The sequence below is a fragment of the Phycisphaerales bacterium genome, from assembly GCA_016716475.1.
Lineage (GTDB): Bacteria > Planctomycetota > Phycisphaerae > UBA1845 > Fen-1342 > JADJWG01.
On record JADJWG010000004.1, the window covers coordinates 397,204 to 416,167 of the forward strand.

The window sequence follows — 18,964 nt, forward strand, 5'->3', positions numbered from 1 at the left end:
ACGGCCCGTTCACCCTCGCTGCGCCACGATCGGAGGATCGCCTCCGTCGGCCGGTACGTCGCGCAGGGCCTGCCGGATCGCGGAATCGAGCGCTCGCGGATCGAGATCGTTAGCCCGCACCTTCCCATCGCGGCCGATCAGGAAATTCGTCGGCACGCCTTCCACGTTGAAGAGCCGCGCAAGTTCCCCCTGCAAGCCCCCGGGCGCGTGGAACACCGTCCCGGGGACGCTGCGCTGCTTGAGAAATCGCTCCAGCGTCTCCGCCTGCGCATCCACGCTCGCGAGCAACAGCACAAACCCTTCGGCCTCATAGCGCTCCTGCGCCTCCGCCAGCTTCGGCATCGCCGCGAGGCACGGTGCGCACCATGTGGCCCAGAAATCCAGCAGCACAACCTGGCCGCGAAAGTCGGACAGGTGGCCGGACGTTCCGTCGCTGCGTGTAAACTCGAAGTCCGGCACCTCCATCCCGACGTAGAAGCCCTGGATCTTCACGGCCCGAATGTCGTGTACCTGCGGCTCACCCGTAACCAGCTCCACGTCTCCTGACCAGGAGACATCCTTGGGCCCGGGGCCTCACCCCGGCGCAGTGCGCGCCCGATGCCGCCGCAATTCCACGCGGTGCCTGCCGGCGGGCAGACCCGCGAATGTGTAGCGACCTTCACGATCCGTCAAAGTGCCGTAGGTCGTCGTGCCCTGCTCGCCGTCGATCGTCACCGTCACATTCACCTGCGCCATGCCCATACCGTCGGTGCCGAGTACCCGGCCGGAAAGCTTCGTGCCAGTAACCCCATCCGGGAAGAGCCGCTCGATCTTCTCGCCCGGTTGCGGCGTCAGAAGCTCCGCATACAGCAGTGGCGCGTACGAGAATTCCGGTGGGGTGCCGCGCCCGACAAACCGGTAGGTCTGTCCGGCCGGAACGAGCGGGTATTCGAACCAGCGGTCATCGTCCACCTGCTCGAACCAGATGCTGCCCCCGGCTCGGGGTGCGGCGGAGTCCGCAACCACCGATTCAGCCGTGCCCAAGCCCAGGCGCAGCGTGCCGCCGGGTCGCCACTCTGGTGGAGCCAGTGTACGCGGCAGCTTCACGCGCAACGCCGCGCTCGGGCGCAGTTCGACCCGCAACGTCTCGGAGCCCAACCGCGTCGGCACGACATCCGTGTACAGAGCCGCGTATTGCGAACGCCCAAGCGCGATCAATACATGCTGCTCTTCTGGGTGCGCGAGGTCCTCCAGGCGAAAGCGTCCGTTGCGGTCGGTGCGGGTGGCAATCGCGGTGCGGCCCAGCGGCTTCACATCATCGGCACGCAGGAGGCCGCCACCGGGAACCGTGAGTCGTCCGTCGGGACCGAGGTTGAGCAGCCCTTCACCGCCGGCAATGCCGATGCGGGCGTGTGGCACGGGGTGGCCACTCTCCGCGTCGATGACGATCCCGACCACTGTACCGCGCTCCATCGCAGCGTCGGCGGCAGGGGGTACTTCAGGGGTAGCTCCGCCTGCGCTCGGCAGCAGCGCGTAGAAAGTGGCGAGCACGTACGCGACGAACGGCATAACCCCGACCTCCGATTGTGGGGCGGTGCACACGCTGCGAGCGCCCGCGCGGCGCCACGCGTGTCCCGAGATCCTACGTAGCTCCGGCGCCCGACCGCAAGTAATTTTCCGTGTCGACGGCTGGAATCCACCTTTGCACCGGGCGCGGCGCCCGTGAAGACTGACCCTACAATGCGCGTATGACGCCTGAAGCTTCCCGGCCCTGCGTAGCTCCCGACGTGTTCATCGCGCCCACGGCGTGGGTCGGCGGTAACGTCACGATCGGGGCCGCATCTTCCGTCTGGCACCACGTCACGATTCGCGGCGACGTCGCGCCCATCCGGATCGGGCAACGCGTCAACATCCAGGACGGCACCGTCATCCATACCAAGACCGGTGTCCCGCTCGAAATCGAGGATGATGTCTCCATCGGTCATCGCGCTGTGGTCCACTGCCGCCGCGTCGGAGCCGGAACCCTGATCGGCATCGGCGCGATCGTACTCGACGATGCGGAGATCGGCCCCGGGAGCATCATTGCGGCCGGGGCGCTCGTTCCACCCGGTACGCGGGTGCCGTCCGGTGTGCTCGTGGTCGGCATGCCCGGACGTGTGCGGCGCGAGCTGAGCGCGGCGGAGCGGGAGTATCTTCAATTCGTAACCGCGCGATACCTCGATCTTGCCGGTCGACACGCGGCCGGGGAGTTCGCGGCGTACGAACGGCGCGAAGGTAGCTCGGAGCCCCCATCGGATTAGTACTCGGGCGCCGGTTCCTCGAACCACCGGCCGCTTTGAGGAAGGTACCTGCTCACGACCGGTGCTGTGCCATGGGCTAGTCTCGATAAACCGCGTGACAATTCCTGCACGAGTCGGCGACCCGGGTGAAGGCAGCATTCAGCACGTCCACTTGGGCGTTTCCCAGCAATTCCCGTTCGAGTGTGGTCGCAGCCGCGGCGGAAGCGCGCAGCATCTCCAGAAACTCGGTTGACTGTCCCTTCGCATCGGGGTCGTCGAGAAAGACCCTCAGCAGGTCCGCGAGCCGGCCCGCTTCGGCGACGGGGACCAGGTCCGGGTGGTCCGCGGGCACACGCCAACCCGCCGCGCGGATCGTCTTGAGGTGGTCATAGGCGAGATCGATCGCCACCATCGTGCGCACCATGCCCGAGACAATCGCGATGGCCGGAAAGTCCGCTGGCGCAGCATCCAGTACCTCAGGCGGCGCAGGCCGTGCTTCTGCCACGCATGCGTAGAGACCGGTGTAGCTCGGGGCCGTACCCGCGGCTCGCAGGAACGCGGTGGCCGTCTCGTTGTCAAGCGTGCCGAGCAGTACCGAGGCCACGGCCGCCGCCGTCGGACCGCGGTGTACGCCGTGGTGACAATGCACAAAGACCGGCCCGGGCAGATCGCGTAAAGCCCGCGCAAGGGTTCGCTGCTGCTCGGGAGCAAGACCGTTGTAGCCGACCGGTACATGCACGTAGCGCATGCCGTGGGCGGTGGCGCGTTCGATGTCGGGCACCGCGCCGTCTACGGAAATGATCGTGCGAATACCAAGTTGCGCAAGTTGGTCAAAGGCGGCGTCGCCGGTCGGCCCGCTGCCGCTGTAGAGAACCGGCGTGACGACGAACAGATTATGCACCGGGCCTTCGGCCGCGGGCCCCGTGACCGGCGTGGGTACGGGCTCCCGTGATGGGGTGTGACTGGCTGAGGCAACCGGGGCACGCGCTCCGTCACTGCATGCCGTGAGCAAGAGCGTAAGCGTGAGGATGCAAGGGGAAAGCGGTACAAACCAGAATAGAGCGGGGTTTCTTGGGTATCGCATGGACATGACAGACCTCTCTCATCCCGCGCTAACCGCGCTACGTTTGCGGAGTGTAACACGATAGCGCCCGGGGAAGCTCCTTTCCCGGCCCAGTCCAGTTCCCGCGGGTCGGCCGTGGTTGGGGAGCGGCGGCGTCCTGCCGGCACATTCTGCGAAACGCCTGGTGACGGTGCGGCCGGTCGCGGGGACCGAGGCGGCCGGGATGAGCCGGGTGGATTTCGGGTATGATTCGGGTTGGCGGCGGGTGCGGAAGACCGTGACGCCGTGGGACGAACAGGCGAGCGGCTGGGCGGGTGCCCCGTCGCTGGATCGCCGGTTCCTCTGGTCGGGGTGGCGCATGCTGCTGGAGTTCGACATGCCGGCCGGCGGGCCGGAAGACGTGATTCGCAAGTTCACCTGGGGCCTGGACCTCGCGGGCCTGAATGGCGCCGTGAACTCGCTCGAATCGGCGGGGACGATCGGCGGGCTGCTGGCCGTGCGGGAGTACGACGTGAGCGGCGCGCCCCAGCCCGACGATCCGGCCGATTACGTCTACCTGTACGACTCGCTGGGCAACGTCGGGCAGGTGGTGGACTGGTCGCATACGCCATCCGACCCGGAAGGCGCCATCGTGGCCCACTACGAGTACGACCCCTACGGCGGCGTGACCAAGGCCCAGGGCGACTACGCCGCCGACAACGCCTGGCGCTTCAGCACGAAGCAGTGGGACGACGAGACGGGACTGGGGTACTGGGGATTCCGGTACTACGACGCCGTGATCGGGAGGTGGATGTCGAGGGATCCGATCGGCGAACGCGGAGGACTGAATTTCTATCTGTATGGCGCGGGCAACCCCAGCGCCTATATCGATGGCCTGGGTCTGTATATTCTCGTCAATGCGCGTGACTCGGTGAAGGTTGTCTCCCTAGATCTTGAGTGGGTACACGTGTCATGGGTTGCCCATGCCAATGATGACTACTCGATGAGCGATGGAGAGGATTTAGTAGAGAGCTTCGAGTGCTGCGACTGCGTCCTCGTTTGGGTGCATGGGTATAATACCAATCTTGAGCAGGCGCGAGATAGTTTTGCAAGTGCCGAGTCCGCCTATCAGGGCGCTCGCGGCAAATGCAAGGTATATGGGTTTGCGTGGCGCGGGGATTTCTCGCCAATTCAGTTTAGGCGCTCCATGCGGTCCGCCGACATCACCGCCACTGGCGCCTTTGCGAGATTCATCAAGGATCTGCAGAATGCCTGCCCTAGTACGCGACTTCACATCGCGTCCCACAGCCTAGGAGCGAGAGTGGTGTTGGGAGCGCTTCAGGACGGCGTGTCGGGAATTGACCAAGTCATTCTCACATCCGCCGCGGTATCGAATTCCGTGTTCGAGAGTGGCGGCGAGTTCGAAGACGCGCCGCTGAGTGCCAATAAGACCATCATCGCGTTCAACAGGATGGACGAGGTGCTCCGCACCCCTTATCAACTCAGCCAACTTCATGCTGCACTCGGACAGACGAGTGTAAGGGCTGCCGATCGCGTCCCGCATGCAAGCAGGCTGGCTGAGTTCGACGTCACGAGGGAATGGCAAACTCACCACGGCGGGGTTTACAAATCGCCGCAGAATGCCCATTTTTGGCGCCACGTCGCGCCCCGAATCAAATAACGCTGCCTGCGGTAATGGAAGGAGATTTACTACTGAAGCAGGAATGGGATTTCAGATCGAAGTGCGCGTCAGAGAGCGGCGGTGCACCCGTTTCTGTAATCGGGTGCTCCACTAATGCCCGACAGTGAGCGTGAGCGACCCGGTAGCTGCGGCTAGGCGGTACGGCCGTGCATCGGTGCAGTCGTGATGCGTCGTACTTGTATTCATGCGGGATAGCAACACTGGTTGAGAGCGTACGCAATGTCATATCATCCAGACTCAAGGCTGCTGATCATCGGTACGATCGGGTTGGCTGTATGCGCCGCGCTTCTCATGTATGGTACATGGTACGTCCAGAGGACAGTTGTCGAGGATCACACGTATAGGGTTGTGCACCTCCTAGGACGCGACATCGTTGCTGCCTGCCCAGCATTCATCATCGATGAAGAGGGATCGGAGCTGGTGTGGTTCGGCCTGACGTATGCTGACGCAGGTGAGTTTTTGGAAAAGTACAACGCAGATCCCGGAAGGTGGCCATTCTCAGTGGTTGCCGCATTGGCACCCGACGAGCGATTTCGGATCATGGCACTCGAGCGACATTCATCGGAATTTTGGGGGGAGGGCTACCGCGTGAAGTTGAGAATTGAGTCTGGCTCGTACCGTGGGCGCGTGTTCATCATTGGCGCGCGTGTTATCCTGAGCGATGCAGGCTCGGGATTTGTGCTCCGCGAGTTTCTTCGCTTTGTCGATCTACCTGCAGCGGCAGGGAAACCGGCGGATACGGCGGGCGACCACTGAGTGAGATGGGTTAGGGTGCTTTGTGGAGATGGGCTGGCTGCGCCGAAGTTCGACATGCGGGGGGTGCCGGGTATCGGCTGCGCTCTTCGAGCAGGCCGGGACGATCGGCGGGCTGCTGGCCGTGCGCGTGTGCGACGTGAGCGGCGCTCCCGAGCCCGACGACCCGGTGGATTACGTCTACCTGTATGACGCGCTGGGCAACGTCGGCCAGGTGGTGGACTGGTCGCACGATGCCCAGCAGCCCGGCGCCGCTCTCGCCGCCCGCTACGAGTACGACCCCTACGGCGGCGTGACGAAGGCCGACGGCGACTACGCGGCCCACAACGCCTGGCGCTTCAGCACGAAGCAGTGGGACGACGAGACCGGGCTGGGGTGGTGGGGGAAGCGGTACTACGACGGCTTGATTGGGAGGTGGATGTCGTGGGACCCAATTGGGGAACGAGGCGGATTGAACCTCTACGCGTTCGCGCGAAACGCTCCTCTGGATTATGTAGTTGCGATAGGGCTCACTGATCGCCGTGACGGCGCTCGCGTGCTCGGTACGAAGGGCTTAGGATCGCTCTACGACACAACTGGCGGGCCCTCCGGGGGGGTAGACAGTCGGGTGAGCAGACGGCAAGAGTTTCAGGCGAGGCTAGCGCGCATACGGAGCCGGCATCGCAACACCTGCTACTACTCTTCGGCAATCGCCCCGATCGTCGATCGACTCGAACAGGGTCTTGCTAACGTGCGTGCGTTTGGTGCTTCAAGCAGGTCTACCGCCATGGGGACATATAGGCATTGGGGCAACAAGCTTGGCGTAGATCCGTATGGCGCTGATGATTTTGTTATCGTGCACGAACTTGCGCATGCATACGTTCACCTGGAATTCGGCGGCACCACACCCGAGGAGCGGCTTGACGAAGGCATTGCGCACATGGTCGAAGCGTGGTTCACAGCTTTCAATCGGTGGGGAGGCTTGCTTGAGCGCGCATTCGAGGAGGATATTTGCCCAAGTGGCGCAATACTCCAGAAGGGGTGGAGCGGTCTTTGGATGGCTCTCAATGGAGAGGTTGCATGTGGATGGAATGCCGGTGGGGTGTGGCAACTCAACAATATTGACCTACGCAATGCACAGGAGGCTATCTCAAAACCTCTGAAAGCAAGAGAAGCGTACAGGTCATATGCAAGAAGCCGCTGAACAGGCAGCTCGACTTCTCCCAACGGATGCAGAGCCGACGGTAGTTCTGGATCCAGGAGATCGTCCGCTCCACCGTCCAGCGCCGCTTGGCGCGCTGCAGCGGCCGGCGGTCCTGTGTCACATTCTCCGGCTTGCGGTTGCCGCGATGCGGCGCGATCATTTCCATGCCGCGCTGTGCGAGCTCTTCGTCGAGCTTGTCGCTGTCGTACGCCTTGTCGCCGATCACGCGCGGCGGCGTCTCGCGCGTCAGCACGAAGTCGAACAGCCGCCTGCACGCAGCGGCTCTCGTGGGCGTCCGCCAGCGCGGTATCGATCGCCACCGGCAACCCGCGAGCATCGACCAGAACCATGATTTTCACGCCTTTTCCGAGGTGGCCGCGCCCGATCCCATCACCGCCGCCCCGGGCCTTGGCGAAGGTGCCGTCGATGAAGCATTCGTACACGCGGTACGCGCCGCGCCGTTCGACCAGGCGTCCGGCGGCCCGCATGGCCTGCTCAAAGAGCCCTTCGCGCGTCCAGCCGCTGGAACCAACGGTGCACCGTGGCCCGCGCGCCGAACTCGCGCGGCAGGTCCTTCCACTTCGCGCCGTTGTCCAGCATCCAGAAGATGCCGCGCAGCGTCCGCCGCTTGTCCGCGACGGGCCGGCCGCCCTTCGGACTCTTCGGCCGATCCGGAATCCTGTCCGCCAGCCAATCCAATTGCTCATTCGTGAGTGTCAACATGCATCATTGTACAAAGTCAACAGGTGTCCCGGTTTTGAGATAGCCTCAGGTCTTTTTCTCCTTCTCGGTGTCGTGTCACGAGTTGGCGGTATGCTACAACAATCGATTAGCTGCCAGGGGTTGTGACTGCCCCATATTTACGTGCGAGACCCTTCCGCGACGACAGGAGGGTGGGATAGACACTCGTTCAGGCACTGTTGTTGGAAGGGGTGGCGCCTTCGAACTGTATTGGGGTTGGGAATGATGGATTAATCGTAGTTTGGCTGTCTCGCATTGCGCGGGCATGCGAACAGGGTTCTACTGAACATGCGCAACCGTTTTTGCGGTGAACCGTGGTGATAACGTACAGCAGGCATAGGTATCATCGGGCGCAATGGCTGCACGGCGGAAGACTTGTAGCATTGTGTGGCATTGCGGTTCCGCTTTCTGTGGCTCTTGTGGCCGAATGTGGCTATGTCGAGTTGCGGGAGATACAGATACCAATGGGAGAGGTCCGCGTAACCAGAGCGGTGGGGCTATACCCTCGCTCCGGCACGTTGTGGAGGCGATCAACGATTCACTCTACTGCTGTATCCGAGCACCTTGTCGCTGCTGGTGTTGCAGATTCCGTGGGAAGCGATAAATGGGTGTTGGTGGATGCGCGGCGCGGACTCTTTTTTGCGCGTACGGTTTACACGGGACCAGGGCGCCATGCGTGGCCTAATGTCTCGAACGACGATATTGGGCGCTTCTTGAGCGGTGTTTACCTTTGCGATGGTCGTGAGTCGCTAGATAAATGGAGCGCATTCTTGTTTGGACGAGTGGGCGCGCCATTCGCGTTTTATCACGACCTGGAGATTGAGGAGTATCCTCGAGACTGGACGAACTTGGACGACTTTAGGGAATGGTGGTTGCTCAAGAGGAGAGACTTTGAGGCATTCATTGAGAACATGCCCCCATAAGCAACGGCATTCTTACCGGTGGCTCCCCGGGCAAGGCGAAGTACTATCATGATGAAGACGGCAACCTGACCATGATGTCACTCGCGGGCGACATGAACTGCGACGGGGTGGTGAACTTCGCCGACCTGACGCTCTTCATCCGGGCGATCAAGTATTTTGCCGGCACGGAGACCTGGCCCTTCGACTGCCCGGCTCTCAACGGCGATCTGAACGGCGACGGTGTCGTGGACTTCGCGGACCAGTCGATGTTTATCGCTGGCATTACGGCCGGGTGGACCGGGCCGTCGGCGGCCTATGATTGGGATGCCGAGAACCGCCTGGTGACGGTGCGGCCGATCGCGGGGACGGAGGTGGCCGGGATGAGTCGGGTGGATTTCGTATACGATTCGGCTTGGCGGCGGGTGCGGAAGACCGTGACGCCGTGGGACGAGCAGACGAGCAACTGGGCGGGTGCGCCGTCGCTGGATCGGAAGTTCCTGTGGTCCGGCTGGCGCATGCTGCTGGAGACGGACGTGCTGGCGAGCGGCGGGGGAAACTGAGCACGGCCAGACTCTCATTGCAGCGGGTAGATGTATTGGGGCGGGTCATCCACAGGCGGGTTTATTCATCGGACCCTTCGAACACCAACTGGAAGCCGGCGAAATCCCACAGATCGATGTCACCGTCGAAATCGAAGTCAAAGAGCTCGACGCACATGCCATCGACCGGCTCGTCCAATCCCGCAAGGCATAACGCCAGCGCCTCGAAGTCCGCGAAATTCACCAGCCCATCGCCGTTCCAGTCGCCCATGATCGGGTTGGGATCAGATCCTGCGCCGTATTCCCACGTCTCGCCACTCCACACGCCACCGCCGACATGTCCACCGAACAGCACCGTGACGTTCCTGTCACTGTCAAAGGCCATGGCGTGATCGTTCCGTGGACCTGGGCCGCCCGTCCCCAGTTCCGACCAGGTCGTGCCGTCCCACCCCCATGTGTCTCCTACTAAGTCTGTCGTGAACCCGCCGAACAAAATGGCAACGCCGCGGCTTGCGTCCCAGCACATGGCGTGAAAACGTCTGGGGCTCGGGCCAGTCGTTGCACGTTGCAGCCAAGTTGTGCCGTTCCACTCCCATGTTTGACCGCTATTCACCCCGCCATCGGATCCACCGAACAGGACGGTGACGAAGCGATTGCCGTCATAAGCCATCCCGTGAGCGAACAGCCCCGGCGGCCCTGTATTGGAGCGCCAAGTCCAGGTGCTGCCGTTCCATTCCCATGTCTCGCGGCTCCAATCACTACCTCCGAACATGACGGTGCGACCTCTGTTCTGGTCGTATGCCATTGCCATCCTGTATCTTGCCGTAGGGCCGTTGCTTGTACGAAACGTCCAATTGTTTCCGTTCCATTCCCAGGTATCACGGAATACGACGTTGCTGAAAAAGTCTCTCCCACCAAATAGGACGACGCGGCCTCGAACACTATCATAGGCCATGGCGTGCTCCCCACGCGGAGCCGGGCCCGTTGCTGCCCGCTGGCTCCACGATTGACCGTCCCACTCCCAGGTATCGCCGAAATAGCTGGTACCGTCGAACCCTCCGAACAACACGGTTACGCCCCGACCGCTGTCGTACGCCATCGCGTGAAGTCTGCGCGGGCTGGGCCCGGCCACGCTCCTGAGCTGCCACACCAGGGTATCGGCCAAGGTAGGAGCGAGGTCTGTGGTCAGCACCACGACCATGCTGATGCCCAACAGAAGATTCGGCGTAATCCCACGAGACTTCATCGGTTCTCCTCCAGACAGAGCGTGCGAGACCGTACCGACGTCCACGCTGGGCGCCGACATTCATTGGCCCAGCCCAGGAGATGCCTTGAAGATGCATTTCAGCTTGCTGCGGCCCTATACAGATTGGAGGCGTTGTGGGGGCTGGGAGCGCAACGCAGAAATCCTCCGGCTCCGTCCGATCCCACACGGCCGAGTTCCCGCTGAGTCCCCGGCCGTGTCGAGCGCAGCCGGCGAGACGACGACGTTCCCCACGTTGTGGGAACCCGCGCGACCATCACCCTGGCCGGCGCGACCTTGGCCCGCCGTTTCTCGCCGGCGTACACCACCGCCGGGGCGCTGTCACCAGTCAGCCGGGTGTCTGCGACTTACTTGAATGCGCGTGTAAACGGTATCGTGATCTGACGGGTACCCCCCCCGTCGTACGGCCTCACGGATAGCAGGCCTCGAACGCCGTTCGGAATTCGGCCGGCCGCGGTACGATGTGTTCAGAGCCGTCGGAGTAGAGGTAGGAAAGGTCTTCGTCACCCCAGCTCGCGACCCGCACACCGCTGCATGCGTCCAGCGCAATCGGCCCGGTAATCTGCGCCTCCGGCAGGTGCACACCATCACGATCAAACGCAATGAGCACGTGCGGGAAGAACGGGTTGGTTCGGTTGTACTTCACCACGACCGCCGAGCGGCCGTCGGTGAGACGGAGCCGGGCGCCGATCGGGAACGGCTGCAACAGCGTGCCGAACACCTTCAGCAGGGCCGGATCGTAGAAGCGCGCGTACGGACCGACGGTCATCTCCCACAGTGCGCGCGGCGCGCTCTTGGCCTCGCGATACTGGTTGGAGGAGGTGGCTGCGGAGAAGGCGTCCGCGATGCGCACGATCCGTGTGAAGATCTGCAGGCGATCCCCCGGCAAAGCCTGTGGGTAGCCGGTGCCGTCGAAGTTCTCGTGGTGGGTCTTGACGATCGACCGCGCCACGGCCGAAAAATTATCCGGCAGAAGCTGCGCGCCGACGATCGGGTGCTCGCGCACGAGGGCGCGCTCTTCCTGGGTCAGGGGCCGCGGCCGCGTGAGGATTTCCTGCACCGGCAACATTCCGACATCGATGAACATTGCGCCGAGTCCGAGCGGTGTCAGGTCGAGGAATGTGCGTGGGTCGGCGCCCTTCATCGCGGCCTGTCGCTGCCGCTCGGTGAACACGTAGTCGCGCATCGCGGCACCGAGCATCATCGCCAGGTAGAACACGTTGCCAGTATGGTGGGCGAGGTAGTTCTCGCGCCCCAGTACCCGTGACAGCAGGGCCACGGACCCGGAGTTGACCTGCAGATATTCGAGCATTTCCGCCACGACCCGCTGCAGGCGCGGAAAATCCACGGACTTCAGCGACGCGCGCTCCGAAAAACGGTGCTGCACCTCCCGCATGGCTCCCGTGATCTGGTGCCGCACATGCTCCGCCACGGCCCGGTCGCGACCGTCGTCCTCGAATTCCGCGAGCTGATCAAGCAGTGGGTCGGCGATCTGCACGGCCAGGTCCGGGTAACGCCGCTCCAGCTCCGCGATATCGGTCGCGGTGAGCACCTTGCCGGCGGCCAGCAAGGTGAGCCCCGCCAGCCGGACCGGCTCCAGCAGGCGCATGCCCGCCTGCAACTCGGATGTGGGGATGAGTAGTGGCATCCCGGGAAGCTCCTGTCCGCCCTGATCGCCCCGACAGTCCAGCGTCCACGCCGTCGTCAAGCAGAGTGTTCCAACCGTTGCTGCCCAGAGCAAGCTTGGGTTAGGAGAAACGGACACTCTTGCGGCTGTGCGAGCCGTTATCCGGGCTCAGGAGCGCTCCGGCGCTGCGGCCATTACAGGGTGAGGCGGAGTGGAGAGTTGTCGGGGACTTGGTGTTCGGTATTCATCCGGCTGCGCATCGGTTTCCGGGGCTGGGGGGGCACGCAAGCTTACGCGTTCTCCCGAGCGCCCGCGACAATTTCCAGTCGGGGTGTACGGGGCCAACCGGAGAGGTGGATTTCACTGCGGCCTTCCAGGATTTGCACCAGTCGGCGACCGATGAACTGTTCCCGCCACCCAGTCAGCAGGAGTGGGCGTGCGGCCGTCACGCCGGCGACGTGGTCGAGCAGCTCACGCAGACGTTGTGTTCCGCCGAGCAGGTTCCGGCTCAGGCGCTCCTCGTAGCAGATTGCCTGGGTGACGGCCGACAGCAGATCCAGGGCCGCGATGTCGAGCGGAGAGTCTTCGCGATGCTGGTATGGTTGCGGCCATTCGCCCCGCGGCGTCTGCATTGCTTCAGTGATTACTGCGAGCAGTTCCTGCACGACTTTTCGATTGCGGGCCTGCGGGAAGCCGCGCATCACCTCCAGGTCGCTCTCGTGCTCCGGCCGGCGGCGGGCGATCTCGACGAGAATATCGTCACGCATCAGTGCGCGGATGGGGCGATTGCGCGACTTCGCCCAGCGATGCCGCCACTCGACCAGTCGCGCAAGGACCAGCAGCCCAAGCCCATCGAGACGCTTGCTTCCCTTGAGCTTGTGGGCCTGCTCCTCGGGGGGGGCCTGGTAGAAGCGCGCGTCCTCGAAGCCCTGCAACTCATCCGCGAGCCACTCGTAACGGCCGAGCTGCTTCACATCGTCCACCAGCCGGCGATGCAGCTGTGGCAGGTAGATCACGTCGTCCACCGCATAGCGCACCTGCGCCGGTGTCAGGGGGCGCCGCGACCAGTCCGTCAAGGTCTGCCCCTTGCTCAAGCGACGATCGAGGAGCTGCTCCACCAGTCGCACGAGGGACAGGGGGTAGCCGTGTCCGGCGAAACCCGCGGCCACTTGCACGTCGAAGACGTTTCGCGGCGGCTGCCCGGTGCGGCGCAGGCACAGTTCACAGTCTTCCTTCCCGGCATGCACCACCGTGGTCACGTTCGGGTCGAGCAGCAACTCCCAGAACATCGCCAGTTCGAGGTCGCAGGTCGGGTCGACGAGCGTGGCTTCGCCGTCAACCGTGACTTGAATCAGGCACAGGATGGCGTCGTAGGTGTCGTCGCGGATGAACTCGGTGTCGAAGGCGAACAGCCCCGCTTCACGCCAGCGGCGGCAAGCCGCTTCGAGCTCGGCTTGCGTGGTTATGATTTCGGGTGGGCGACTACTCATGCGGAAGCGTTGTCCGGCTGCGTACAGGGTGTTCGGGCCGTTGCGGGGTCCGGACCGCGGGGGGGCGGTCCGGCGCGGCGACCGTGGTAGGCGCAGCGCGCCAGCCAAGGATCGAAGTGGTACCCGTAAACAGGCACACTGTCCAGCGCTGACGACGGCTGTGGGCAAAGCGGTGTGGACGCCGGCTGCCATACCGCGGAGCTTGCTTGGACCGCGAGGGGGCCGATTCGCAGACCCGGGCATCCGTGCCTTGATCACGAACCGCAAGCGGACCGCCGGTCCGCCAGGCCGCGCCCTCGCGCGCCAAGGCCGCATCATCCCTGACACGGCATGATCCCAGCAGGATCACAGCAGGATTATCGGCGCGCCCGCGGTGCCCGCCCGAAGGAATTCGCCCACGGCGCGACAGGTAGCGCCAATATTGCGCGGAACCTATGACCCGGGGACCGTTTACTCGTTTCGTATCCGCTCTCACCCCACACCGGGTATGATGAAGGGGGCAGAACGCAACGGCGAAGTGGCGGCTGCCGGGTCGAAGGAACCGGCGGGGGACTGAGGAGAGCGAAGCATGCAACGAATAAGCAGGGCTGTATGGGTCGCGGGCTTGGTCGCGGGTGGGATGGTCGCGTTCGCCCGGGGCGACGATTGCACCTGGGGGCCGGTCGGTGAAGGGACCAACGCCACCGTCGCCGGCCTCACAAGCTACCAGGGGGCCCTGATCGCCGTTGGATTGTTTACCGAGGCCGGTGGAGCACCCGCGAGCTATATCGCCCAGTGGGATGGTTTCACATGGAGCCCACTCGACGACGGGCTCGACGATTGGGCCTATGCCGCCATCGAGTTCGGCGGCGAATTGGTCGTGGGTGGCTTTCTGGGCCAGGCCGGTGCTGTGCCCGCAAGTCGTGTCGCACGGTGGAATGGGTCGGTTTGGGCGCCTCTGGGCGACGGTGTTGATGGCACCGTGCGGGCCTTCGGTCTCCATGCCGGTGCCCTTTTTGCAGGCGGCGAATTGCTGACTGCTGGGGGCGTACCGACACAGGGAGTCGCACGGTGGGACGGCGCTGCCTGGTCGGGGCTGGCGGGTGGGGTCGATGGGATCGTGTATGCCCTTGCGAGCTACGGCGGAGAGTTGATTGCGGCCGGTGACTTCACGGCCGCGGGTGGCACCTCTGTGGCGAACATTGCACGGTGGGACGGCACCACTTGGGCGCCGCTGGGAGGCGGTGTCGACGGGGGTGTCCGGGCGCTGCTGGTCGTAGACGGTGTGCTCATCGCCGGTGGGCAGTTCGAGCATGCCGATGGACAGCCGGCGCGCAACCTGGCTGTGTGGGATGGCATTGCCTGGGCTCCTCTCGGGGCTGGTCTGAACGGCCTCGTGCTGACACTCGCAGCGTACCAGGGCACGCTGATCGCCGGTGGGGAGTTTACGGGCACCAATGGCGGCCCAACGACGTTTATCGCGGCCTGGGACGGCGTCGCTTGGCAGCCACTCGACGGTGGCGTAAACAGCCCGGTCCTCACCCTGGCACCGCACGCCGGCGCGCTCTACGTCGGGGGGTTCATCGGAGCGGCGGGTGGACAGCCGGTGAGCTATATCGCGAGTTGGACCTGCGCGGGGGGTCCGGCGCTGTGCCCGGGTGACATGAACTGCGACGGGGTGGTGAATTTCGCTGACATCTCACCTTTCATCGCGGCGTTGAAGGCGGGCAACCCGGACAACTGGCCGGGACCCTGCCCCTATCTCAACGGCGATGCGAACGGCGACGGAAACGTGAACTTCGCAGACATCAGCGCGTTCATCGCGCGCATCAAGGCGGGGGGAGGATGTGAATAGACAGACTTTCAGGGATTGCGTCCAGCGATAGGCGGGCGCGCGGTGGTGGTCGATCGCGCCGGCGCGCAGGCCTCAAAGCACAAGCTTATACCCGACGGCATGCGCTGTGAGGATATGCCGCGGGTGGGCCGGATCGGTCTCGATCTTGCGGCGCAGACTGACGATGTGATTGTCGACGGTGCGGTCCGCCGGACCGACACCGACGCCCCAGATACGCTGCAGCATGTCCTGTCGCGGTACGGCCTCGCCCACACGCTCGTGCAGCATCCGCAGGATTTCCGATTCATAGTACCCCAGCGGCAGCTCACCCTGGGGTCCATGCACCACTTGGCGGGCCAGGTCGATCTCACGCTCCCCGACACGAAAGCGGGCGGGTTGTGGGGTCGGTCCGCTCGTGGCGCGCCGCAGGGCCGCATGCACGCGAGCCAGCAGCTCGCGGAGACTGAACGGCTTGGTGACGTAGTCGTCGGCACCCAGTTCCAGTCCCCGCACCTTGTCGATCTCCTGGCTGCGAGCGCTCAGGATGATGATCGGCATCGTGTAACCGGCGGCGCGCAGCCGCCGACAAACCTCGAAGCCGTCCATGTTCGGCAGCATGATGTCCAGCAGGACCAGGTCGGTTGGCTGCTGGGTCGCAAGGCGCAGGCCCGCCTCGCCGTCGGCCGCATGGGCGACCTCGTGCTGCTCGAACTCCAGGTTGTCGCGGAGCCCCATCGCGAGATCGGGCTCGTCCTCGATGATGACGATACGTGCCATGTCAGGTCTTCACATTGCCAAAAAGGATGACGGCAGCCGGGCCGAACACGAGCACCGGCAGCCACACCGCCAGGCGCACGAAACGCGGATCGCCTGACAGGCTGTGGCAGAAGAAAGTAAACACGAAACAGCCGCCGGCGACCAGCAGCGCCCAGCCGCCGGCGACCAGCACGTGACCTTGTTCGCGGGTGAGGAAGAACCGGATCGACAGCAGGAGGAGTACCCAGCTCAGCAGGGGCTGGGTGAAGCGGATGTCGCGTTGCCGGGCGATTTCGGGCAGGTTGGGCAGGTTCCGGCTCTGGAGCAGCGCGGTCATCTGCTGAATGCTCATCAAGTTGATCCACTGCGCGGATTGCCGCAGCACGATCTGGTCCGGTGCCAGTCTGAAAGGGTACTCGTCCAGTTCCTCCCACAAAACGGTGGCGCCCAGCTCGACGTCGGCGAGCGCTGTCCCCACCCGTTGCCGTGCACCGCGTACGAGCCGCCAGGTGCGGGCCTCGGGGTCCCACTTGGCAGAGTCGGCCCGGACGAGCGATGGCAGCCCGCCTTCGGGTGCCGGTTCGATGATGTACACGCTTTGTAGAATACCCAGTTCGGGCTTGAGCTCGGCGGCGTTCAGCTTGGCCTCGTGGTCGTCGATGACCAGCGGGACCTCGGTGCGACCGGTCTCGATCAGCTCGCCATGCCGTCGGCTGACCTTCTCGGCGAATTGCGGGAGTACGAATTCGGCGTGTGCCATCCACAGTCCGGCCAGCCCGATCGCAGCCACCAGTACCGGCGTCGCCAGCCGCTGCAACGGCACCCCCGACGCGATCAGCGGCATCAACTCGTTGTTACGCAGCATCATCGCGAAGGTGTAGGACCCGGCGATGCCCAGCAGCAGGCCGCCGAGCAGGTGGTAGTACATCAGCAGGTTGTGCCCGTAAAAATCGGCCATGTTACGCAGCATGACCGGCAGCGGGAGGCCCTGCTCGCCGCTGAACTCGTCGAAGTTGACGAGCAGGTCAAAGAAGATGAAGAGCCCGCTGAAAAGCACCAGCAGCAGTACGTAGCTGCCCAGGAAGGTCCGCACGATCAGGCGGTCGATGGTCGTCATGGGCGTACGCTCCGGTTCATCTGCGGACACCCAGTCGCATGATCAGGAGATCTGCGCACAGGACGAGGACCAGGCCCCCCCACGTGATGAAGGGGCCGACGAAGTGCGTGCTGCCGCTTTCGGTGAGCTGTCGTCCGAGCACGAGCAGGATGCAGATCGCAAAGAGCGGAATCAACGTTAGCCCGATGGCGGCGAGCATGCGCGCGCCGCGGAAGATCACCCCCAGGGCGGCACCCATAGGCAGCATCACCAGCGCGCTGAGCGCCCACGACTGCCGCAGGTGGATCGTGGCGTCGATGCGCCGCTGCATGCGCTCGGCCGAGCGCCGCAGACTGATCTGTTCGAGCTCCAGCCCGCTGCTCTCCACCGGTAGTCCCGCGCCAGGCCGCAATGCCTCCGCCGCGGTCAGTGGCGCCAGCGTCGCCGCCAGGGCCGTGGGGCGTTGGACCAGGTCGAAGGTCAGGTCTTCCCGCTCGCGCGTGCCTCCGCGCTCCGGTCGCTGATCCACGACGCGCCCGCGCGCGTCGGACATGAGGAAGAGCGCGATGGCGAGATGCGGTCCGTCATCGCCGCGCTGGGCTCCCGCGCGGATTTCAACGAGCGGTGCCTGGTAGGTCTCGCGCACGCGTCCGTCGGCATCGCGCAGCTCAACTCGGGTGTTCACCAACACCGGCTGCGTGTCGCGCCAGCGCAGCTCCGTGGCCCGCAGCGTGTACGACCAGCCGCCATTATCCGTCAGCACCAGATCTCGGCCGGCCTGAACCTCTCCGCTCGCGTAGGCGTTGAAGCACTGCACCAGCACGCGCTGCAGGAACCGCTCGACCTCCATGCTGAAGCGGTGTTCCTCCCACGGATGGGCCCGCCAGCGGAGCAGGGTCGGCAAGTCGGTCCAGCTCAGCCGTACCAGGGGCGGGAGCTTCTCTTCATAGCGGAAACGCTGCTCGCGGATCTCGACCATGCGTTTGCCGAGCTCGAAGTTCTGCCCTTCGCGCACGTGAAACTCGCACCGCAGCGCGGCGCTGCGCGAGTCGAACAGGCAGAGCACCTGCCTGGCGACGATGAACTGGACGAGACTCCCATGGCGATCGATGTGCAGGAAGGTCGGTTGGGTGATCAGCAGGTACTGCAGGCCGGAGCCCACCTCGAAACCCTTCTCCCGGAGCGCCTCGTCAGTGACAGTCTGCACGCGCTCAGCCGTGATGGTGACCCGGTCCTCGCCCTCGCGGCCGCGATGTACGAACCCGCGCGTCTGAAGCCGCTGGCGTACCAGTTCGCCGACGTTGCGGCGGACCATGACCTCGTACTCCCGGCCGAGGCCGGGGATTACGAAATTGAAGAACAACAGCTCGAAGGCGCCGACAAAGAGTGCCAGCACTACGACCGGAGTAAACAGCCGATGCACGTTCACGCCCGCGGCACTGCAGGCGGTCAGCTCGTTGTCGGCGGCGAAGCGTCCATAGGTCATCGTGACGGCAAACAGAGCCGCAATCGGCATCGCCAGGGTCACGGAGAGGGGCACCATCTGGGGAGCCCAGCCCGCGACGTCGGCAGCAGAGATCCCCTCGAACTGGACGAAAGTAAACAGTCCGCCGCCGAGGGTCAGGACCAGTGTAAGCAGGGTGAGCGTGAGCCCGAACGTCTTGAGCAACTCGCGCAGGAAGTAGCCGTGGAGGACGGTCGTCATCGGACGCCGCCCCCGGAAGGGTCGGAACTGGGGCTCGGCCCGTGCGCTGCATGCATCTGCATCCCCTTCACTCTACGGGCGCGGGGGGCGCTG

General features: G+C 64.2%; 17 protein-coding genes. 6 read left to right on the forward strand and 11 right to left on the reverse strand.

The window, feature by feature from the left end; genetic code table 11:
* Nucleotides 1–9: 9 nt before the first annotated feature.
* On the reverse strand, nt 10–537 hold the full coding sequence (locus tag IPM18_15730; GenBank protein ID MBK9121031.1) for a TlpA family protein disulfide reductase: 528 nt from the start codon (nt 535–537) through the stop codon (nt 10–12).
* Nucleotides 538–573: 36 nt separating this feature from the next.
* Nucleotides 574–1,548, reverse strand: coding sequence for a carboxypeptidase regulatory-like domain-containing protein (locus tag IPM18_15735; GenBank protein ID MBK9121032.1), 975 nt, complete (start codon nt 1,546–1,548; stop codon nt 574–576).
* A 179-nt stretch (nt 1,549–1,727) separates the two neighbouring features.
* On the opposite strand from IPM18_15735, the gene IPM18_15740 reads away from it, so the two are divergent.
* Entirely contained in the window at nt 1,728–2,279 is a 552-nt protein-coding gene (locus IPM18_15740; GenBank protein MBK9121033.1) for a gamma carbonic anhydrase family protein, read from the forward strand.
* A gap of 76 nt (nt 2,280–2,355) precedes the next feature.
* Here IPM18_15740 and IPM18_15745 read toward each other — a convergent pair whose 3' ends face one another.
* Nucleotides 2,356–3,159 (reverse strand): cytochrome c, encoded by an 804-nt coding sequence (locus tag IPM18_15745; GenBank protein ID MBK9121034.1) that lies wholly within the window; start codon nt 3,157–3,159, stop codon nt 2,356–2,358.
* A 346-nt stretch (nt 3,160–3,505) separates the two neighbouring features.
* Between IPM18_15745 and IPM18_15750 the strand changes: the two genes are divergently transcribed.
* From IPM18_15750 to IPM18_15760, 3 genes are all read left to right on the forward strand, one after another.
* A complete protein-coding gene (locus IPM18_15750) occupies nt 3,506–4,981 on the forward strand; it encodes an alpha/beta hydrolase (GenBank protein MBK9121035.1) in 1,476 nt (491 codons plus the stop codon).
* A 240-nt stretch (nt 4,982–5,221) separates the two neighbouring features.
* On the forward strand, nt 5,222–5,758 hold the full coding sequence (locus IPM18_15755) for a hypothetical protein (protein ID MBK9121036.1): 537 nt from the start codon (nt 5,222–5,224) through the stop codon (nt 5,756–5,758).
* A gap of 28 nt (nt 5,759–5,786) precedes the next feature.
* The gene (locus IPM18_15760) at nt 5,787–6,938 is read left to right on the forward strand and encodes an RHS repeat-associated core domain-containing protein (GenBank protein ID MBK9121037.1); all 1,152 of its coding nucleotides are present in this window, start codon (nt 5,787–5,789) and stop codon (nt 6,936–6,938) included.
* Here the strand turns inward: IPM18_15760 and IPM18_15765 are convergent.
* Nucleotides 6,880–7,275, reverse strand: a complete 396-nt coding sequence (locus tag IPM18_15765) for a transposase (protein MBK9121038.1) — start codon at nt 7,273–7,275, stop codon at nt 6,880–6,882. The genes IPM18_15760 and IPM18_15765 overlap by 59 nt on opposite strands.
* Nucleotides 7,276–7,433: 158 nt before the next feature.
* A complete protein-coding gene (locus IPM18_15770; protein ID MBK9121039.1) occupies nt 7,434–7,661 on the reverse strand; it encodes a transposase in 228 nt (75 codons plus the stop codon).
* A 1,012-nt stretch (nt 7,662–8,673) separates the two neighbouring features.
* Here IPM18_15770 and IPM18_15775 point away from each other — a divergent pair.
* Nucleotides 8,674–9,141, forward strand: coding sequence for a hypothetical protein (locus IPM18_15775; protein ID MBK9121040.1), 468 nt, complete (start codon nt 8,674–8,676; stop codon nt 9,139–9,141).
* Between the two features lie 61 nt (nt 9,142–9,202).
* Here IPM18_15775 and IPM18_15780 read toward each other — a convergent pair whose 3' ends face one another.
* The 3 genes from IPM18_15780 to IPM18_15790 form a co-directional block, all read right to left on the reverse strand.
* Entirely contained in the window at nt 9,203–10,366 is a 1,164-nt protein-coding gene (locus IPM18_15780; GenBank protein ID MBK9121041.1) for a hypothetical protein, read from the reverse strand.
* A 427-nt stretch (nt 10,367–10,793) separates the two neighbouring features.
* The gene (locus tag IPM18_15785) at nt 10,794–12,032 is read right to left on the reverse strand and encodes an HD domain-containing protein (GenBank protein MBK9121042.1); all 1,239 of its coding nucleotides are present in this window, start codon (nt 12,030–12,032) and stop codon (nt 10,794–10,796) included.
* A 269-nt stretch (nt 12,033–12,301) separates the two neighbouring features.
* Nucleotides 12,302–13,501, reverse strand: coding sequence for an HRDC domain-containing protein (locus IPM18_15790; GenBank protein MBK9121043.1), 1,200 nt, complete (start codon nt 13,499–13,501; stop codon nt 12,302–12,304).
* Nucleotides 13,502–14,069: 568 nt separating this feature from the next.
* Between IPM18_15790 and IPM18_15795 the strand changes: the two genes are divergently transcribed.
* The gene (locus tag IPM18_15795) at nt 14,070–15,335 is read left to right on the forward strand and encodes a hypothetical protein (protein ID MBK9121044.1); all 1,266 of its coding nucleotides are present in this window, start codon (nt 14,070–14,072) and stop codon (nt 15,333–15,335) included.
* A 72-nt stretch (nt 15,336–15,407) separates the two neighbouring features.
* Here IPM18_15795 and IPM18_15800 read toward each other — a convergent pair whose 3' ends face one another.
* Genes IPM18_15800 through IPM18_15810 form a run of 3 tightly spaced genes read right to left on the reverse strand, consistent with a single transcriptional unit; the run spans nt 15,408 to nt 18,871 of the window.
* A complete protein-coding gene (locus tag IPM18_15800; GenBank protein ID MBK9121045.1) occupies nt 15,408–16,091 on the reverse strand; it encodes a response regulator transcription factor in 684 nt (227 codons plus the stop codon).
* A 1-nt stretch (nt 16,092) separates the two neighbouring features.
* Entirely contained in the window at nt 16,093–17,187 is a 1,095-nt protein-coding gene (locus IPM18_15805; GenBank protein ID MBK9121046.1) for an LptF/LptG family permease, read from the reverse strand.
* A gap of 16 nt (nt 17,188–17,203) precedes the next feature.
* The gene (locus tag IPM18_15810; protein MBK9121047.1) at nt 17,204–18,871 is read right to left on the reverse strand and encodes an LptF/LptG family permease; all 1,668 of its coding nucleotides are present in this window, start codon (nt 18,869–18,871) and stop codon (nt 17,204–17,206) included.
* Between the last annotated feature and the right edge of the window lie 93 nt (nt 18,872–18,964).

What these genes read in the sequence shown, in the direction of transcription:
- IPM18_15735 (MBK9121032.1), bottom strand. Translation starts at nt 1,548, where the DNA reads ATGCCGTTCGTCGCGTACGTGCTCGCCACTTTCTACGCGCTGCTGCCG.
- IPM18_15740 (MBK9121033.1), top strand. Translation starts at nt 1,728, where the DNA reads ATGACGCCTGAAGCTTCCCGGCCCTGCGTAGCTCCCGACGTGTTCATC.
- IPM18_15755 (MBK9121036.1), top strand. Translation starts at nt 5,222, where the DNA reads ATGTCATATCATCCAGACTCAAGGCTGCTGATCATCGGTACGATCGGG.
- IPM18_15760 (MBK9121037.1), top strand. Translation starts at nt 5,787, where the DNA reads ATGGGCTGGCTGCGCCGAAGTTCGACATGCGGGGGGTGCCGGGTATCG.
- IPM18_15765 (MBK9121038.1), bottom strand. Translation starts at nt 7,275, where the DNA reads ATGCTCGCGGGTTGCCGGTGGCGATCGATACCGCGCTGGCGGACGCCC.
- IPM18_15770 (MBK9121039.1), bottom strand. Translation starts at nt 7,661, where the DNA reads ATGTTGACACTCACGAATGAGCAATTGGATTGGCTGGCGGACAGGATT.
- IPM18_15775 (MBK9121040.1), top strand. Translation starts at nt 8,674, where the DNA reads ATGATGTCACTCGCGGGCGACATGAACTGCGACGGGGTGGTGAACTTC.
- IPM18_15780 (MBK9121041.1), bottom strand. Translation starts at nt 10,366, where the DNA reads ATGAAGTCTCGTGGGATTACGCCGAATCTTCTGTTGGGCATCAGCATG.
- IPM18_15785 (MBK9121042.1), bottom strand. Translation starts at nt 12,032, where the DNA reads ATGCCACTACTCATCCCCACATCCGAGTTGCAGGCGGGCATGCGCCTG.
- IPM18_15790 (MBK9121043.1), bottom strand. Translation starts at nt 13,501, where the DNA reads ATGAGTAGTCGCCCACCCGAAATCATAACCACGCAAGCCGAGCTCGAA.
- IPM18_15795 (MBK9121044.1), top strand. Translation starts at nt 14,070, where the DNA reads ATGCAACGAATAAGCAGGGCTGTATGGGTCGCGGGCTTGGTCGCGGGT.
- IPM18_15800 (MBK9121045.1), bottom strand. Translation starts at nt 16,091, where the DNA reads ATGGCACGTATCGTCATCATCGAGGACGAGCCCGATCTCGCGATGGGG.
- IPM18_15805 (MBK9121046.1), bottom strand. Translation starts at nt 17,187, where the DNA reads ATGACGACCATCGACCGCCTGATCGTGCGGACCTTCCTGGGCAGCTAC.
- IPM18_15810 (MBK9121047.1), bottom strand. Translation starts at nt 18,871, where the DNA reads ATGACGACCGTCCTCCACGGCTACTTCCTGCGCGAGTTGCTCAAGACG.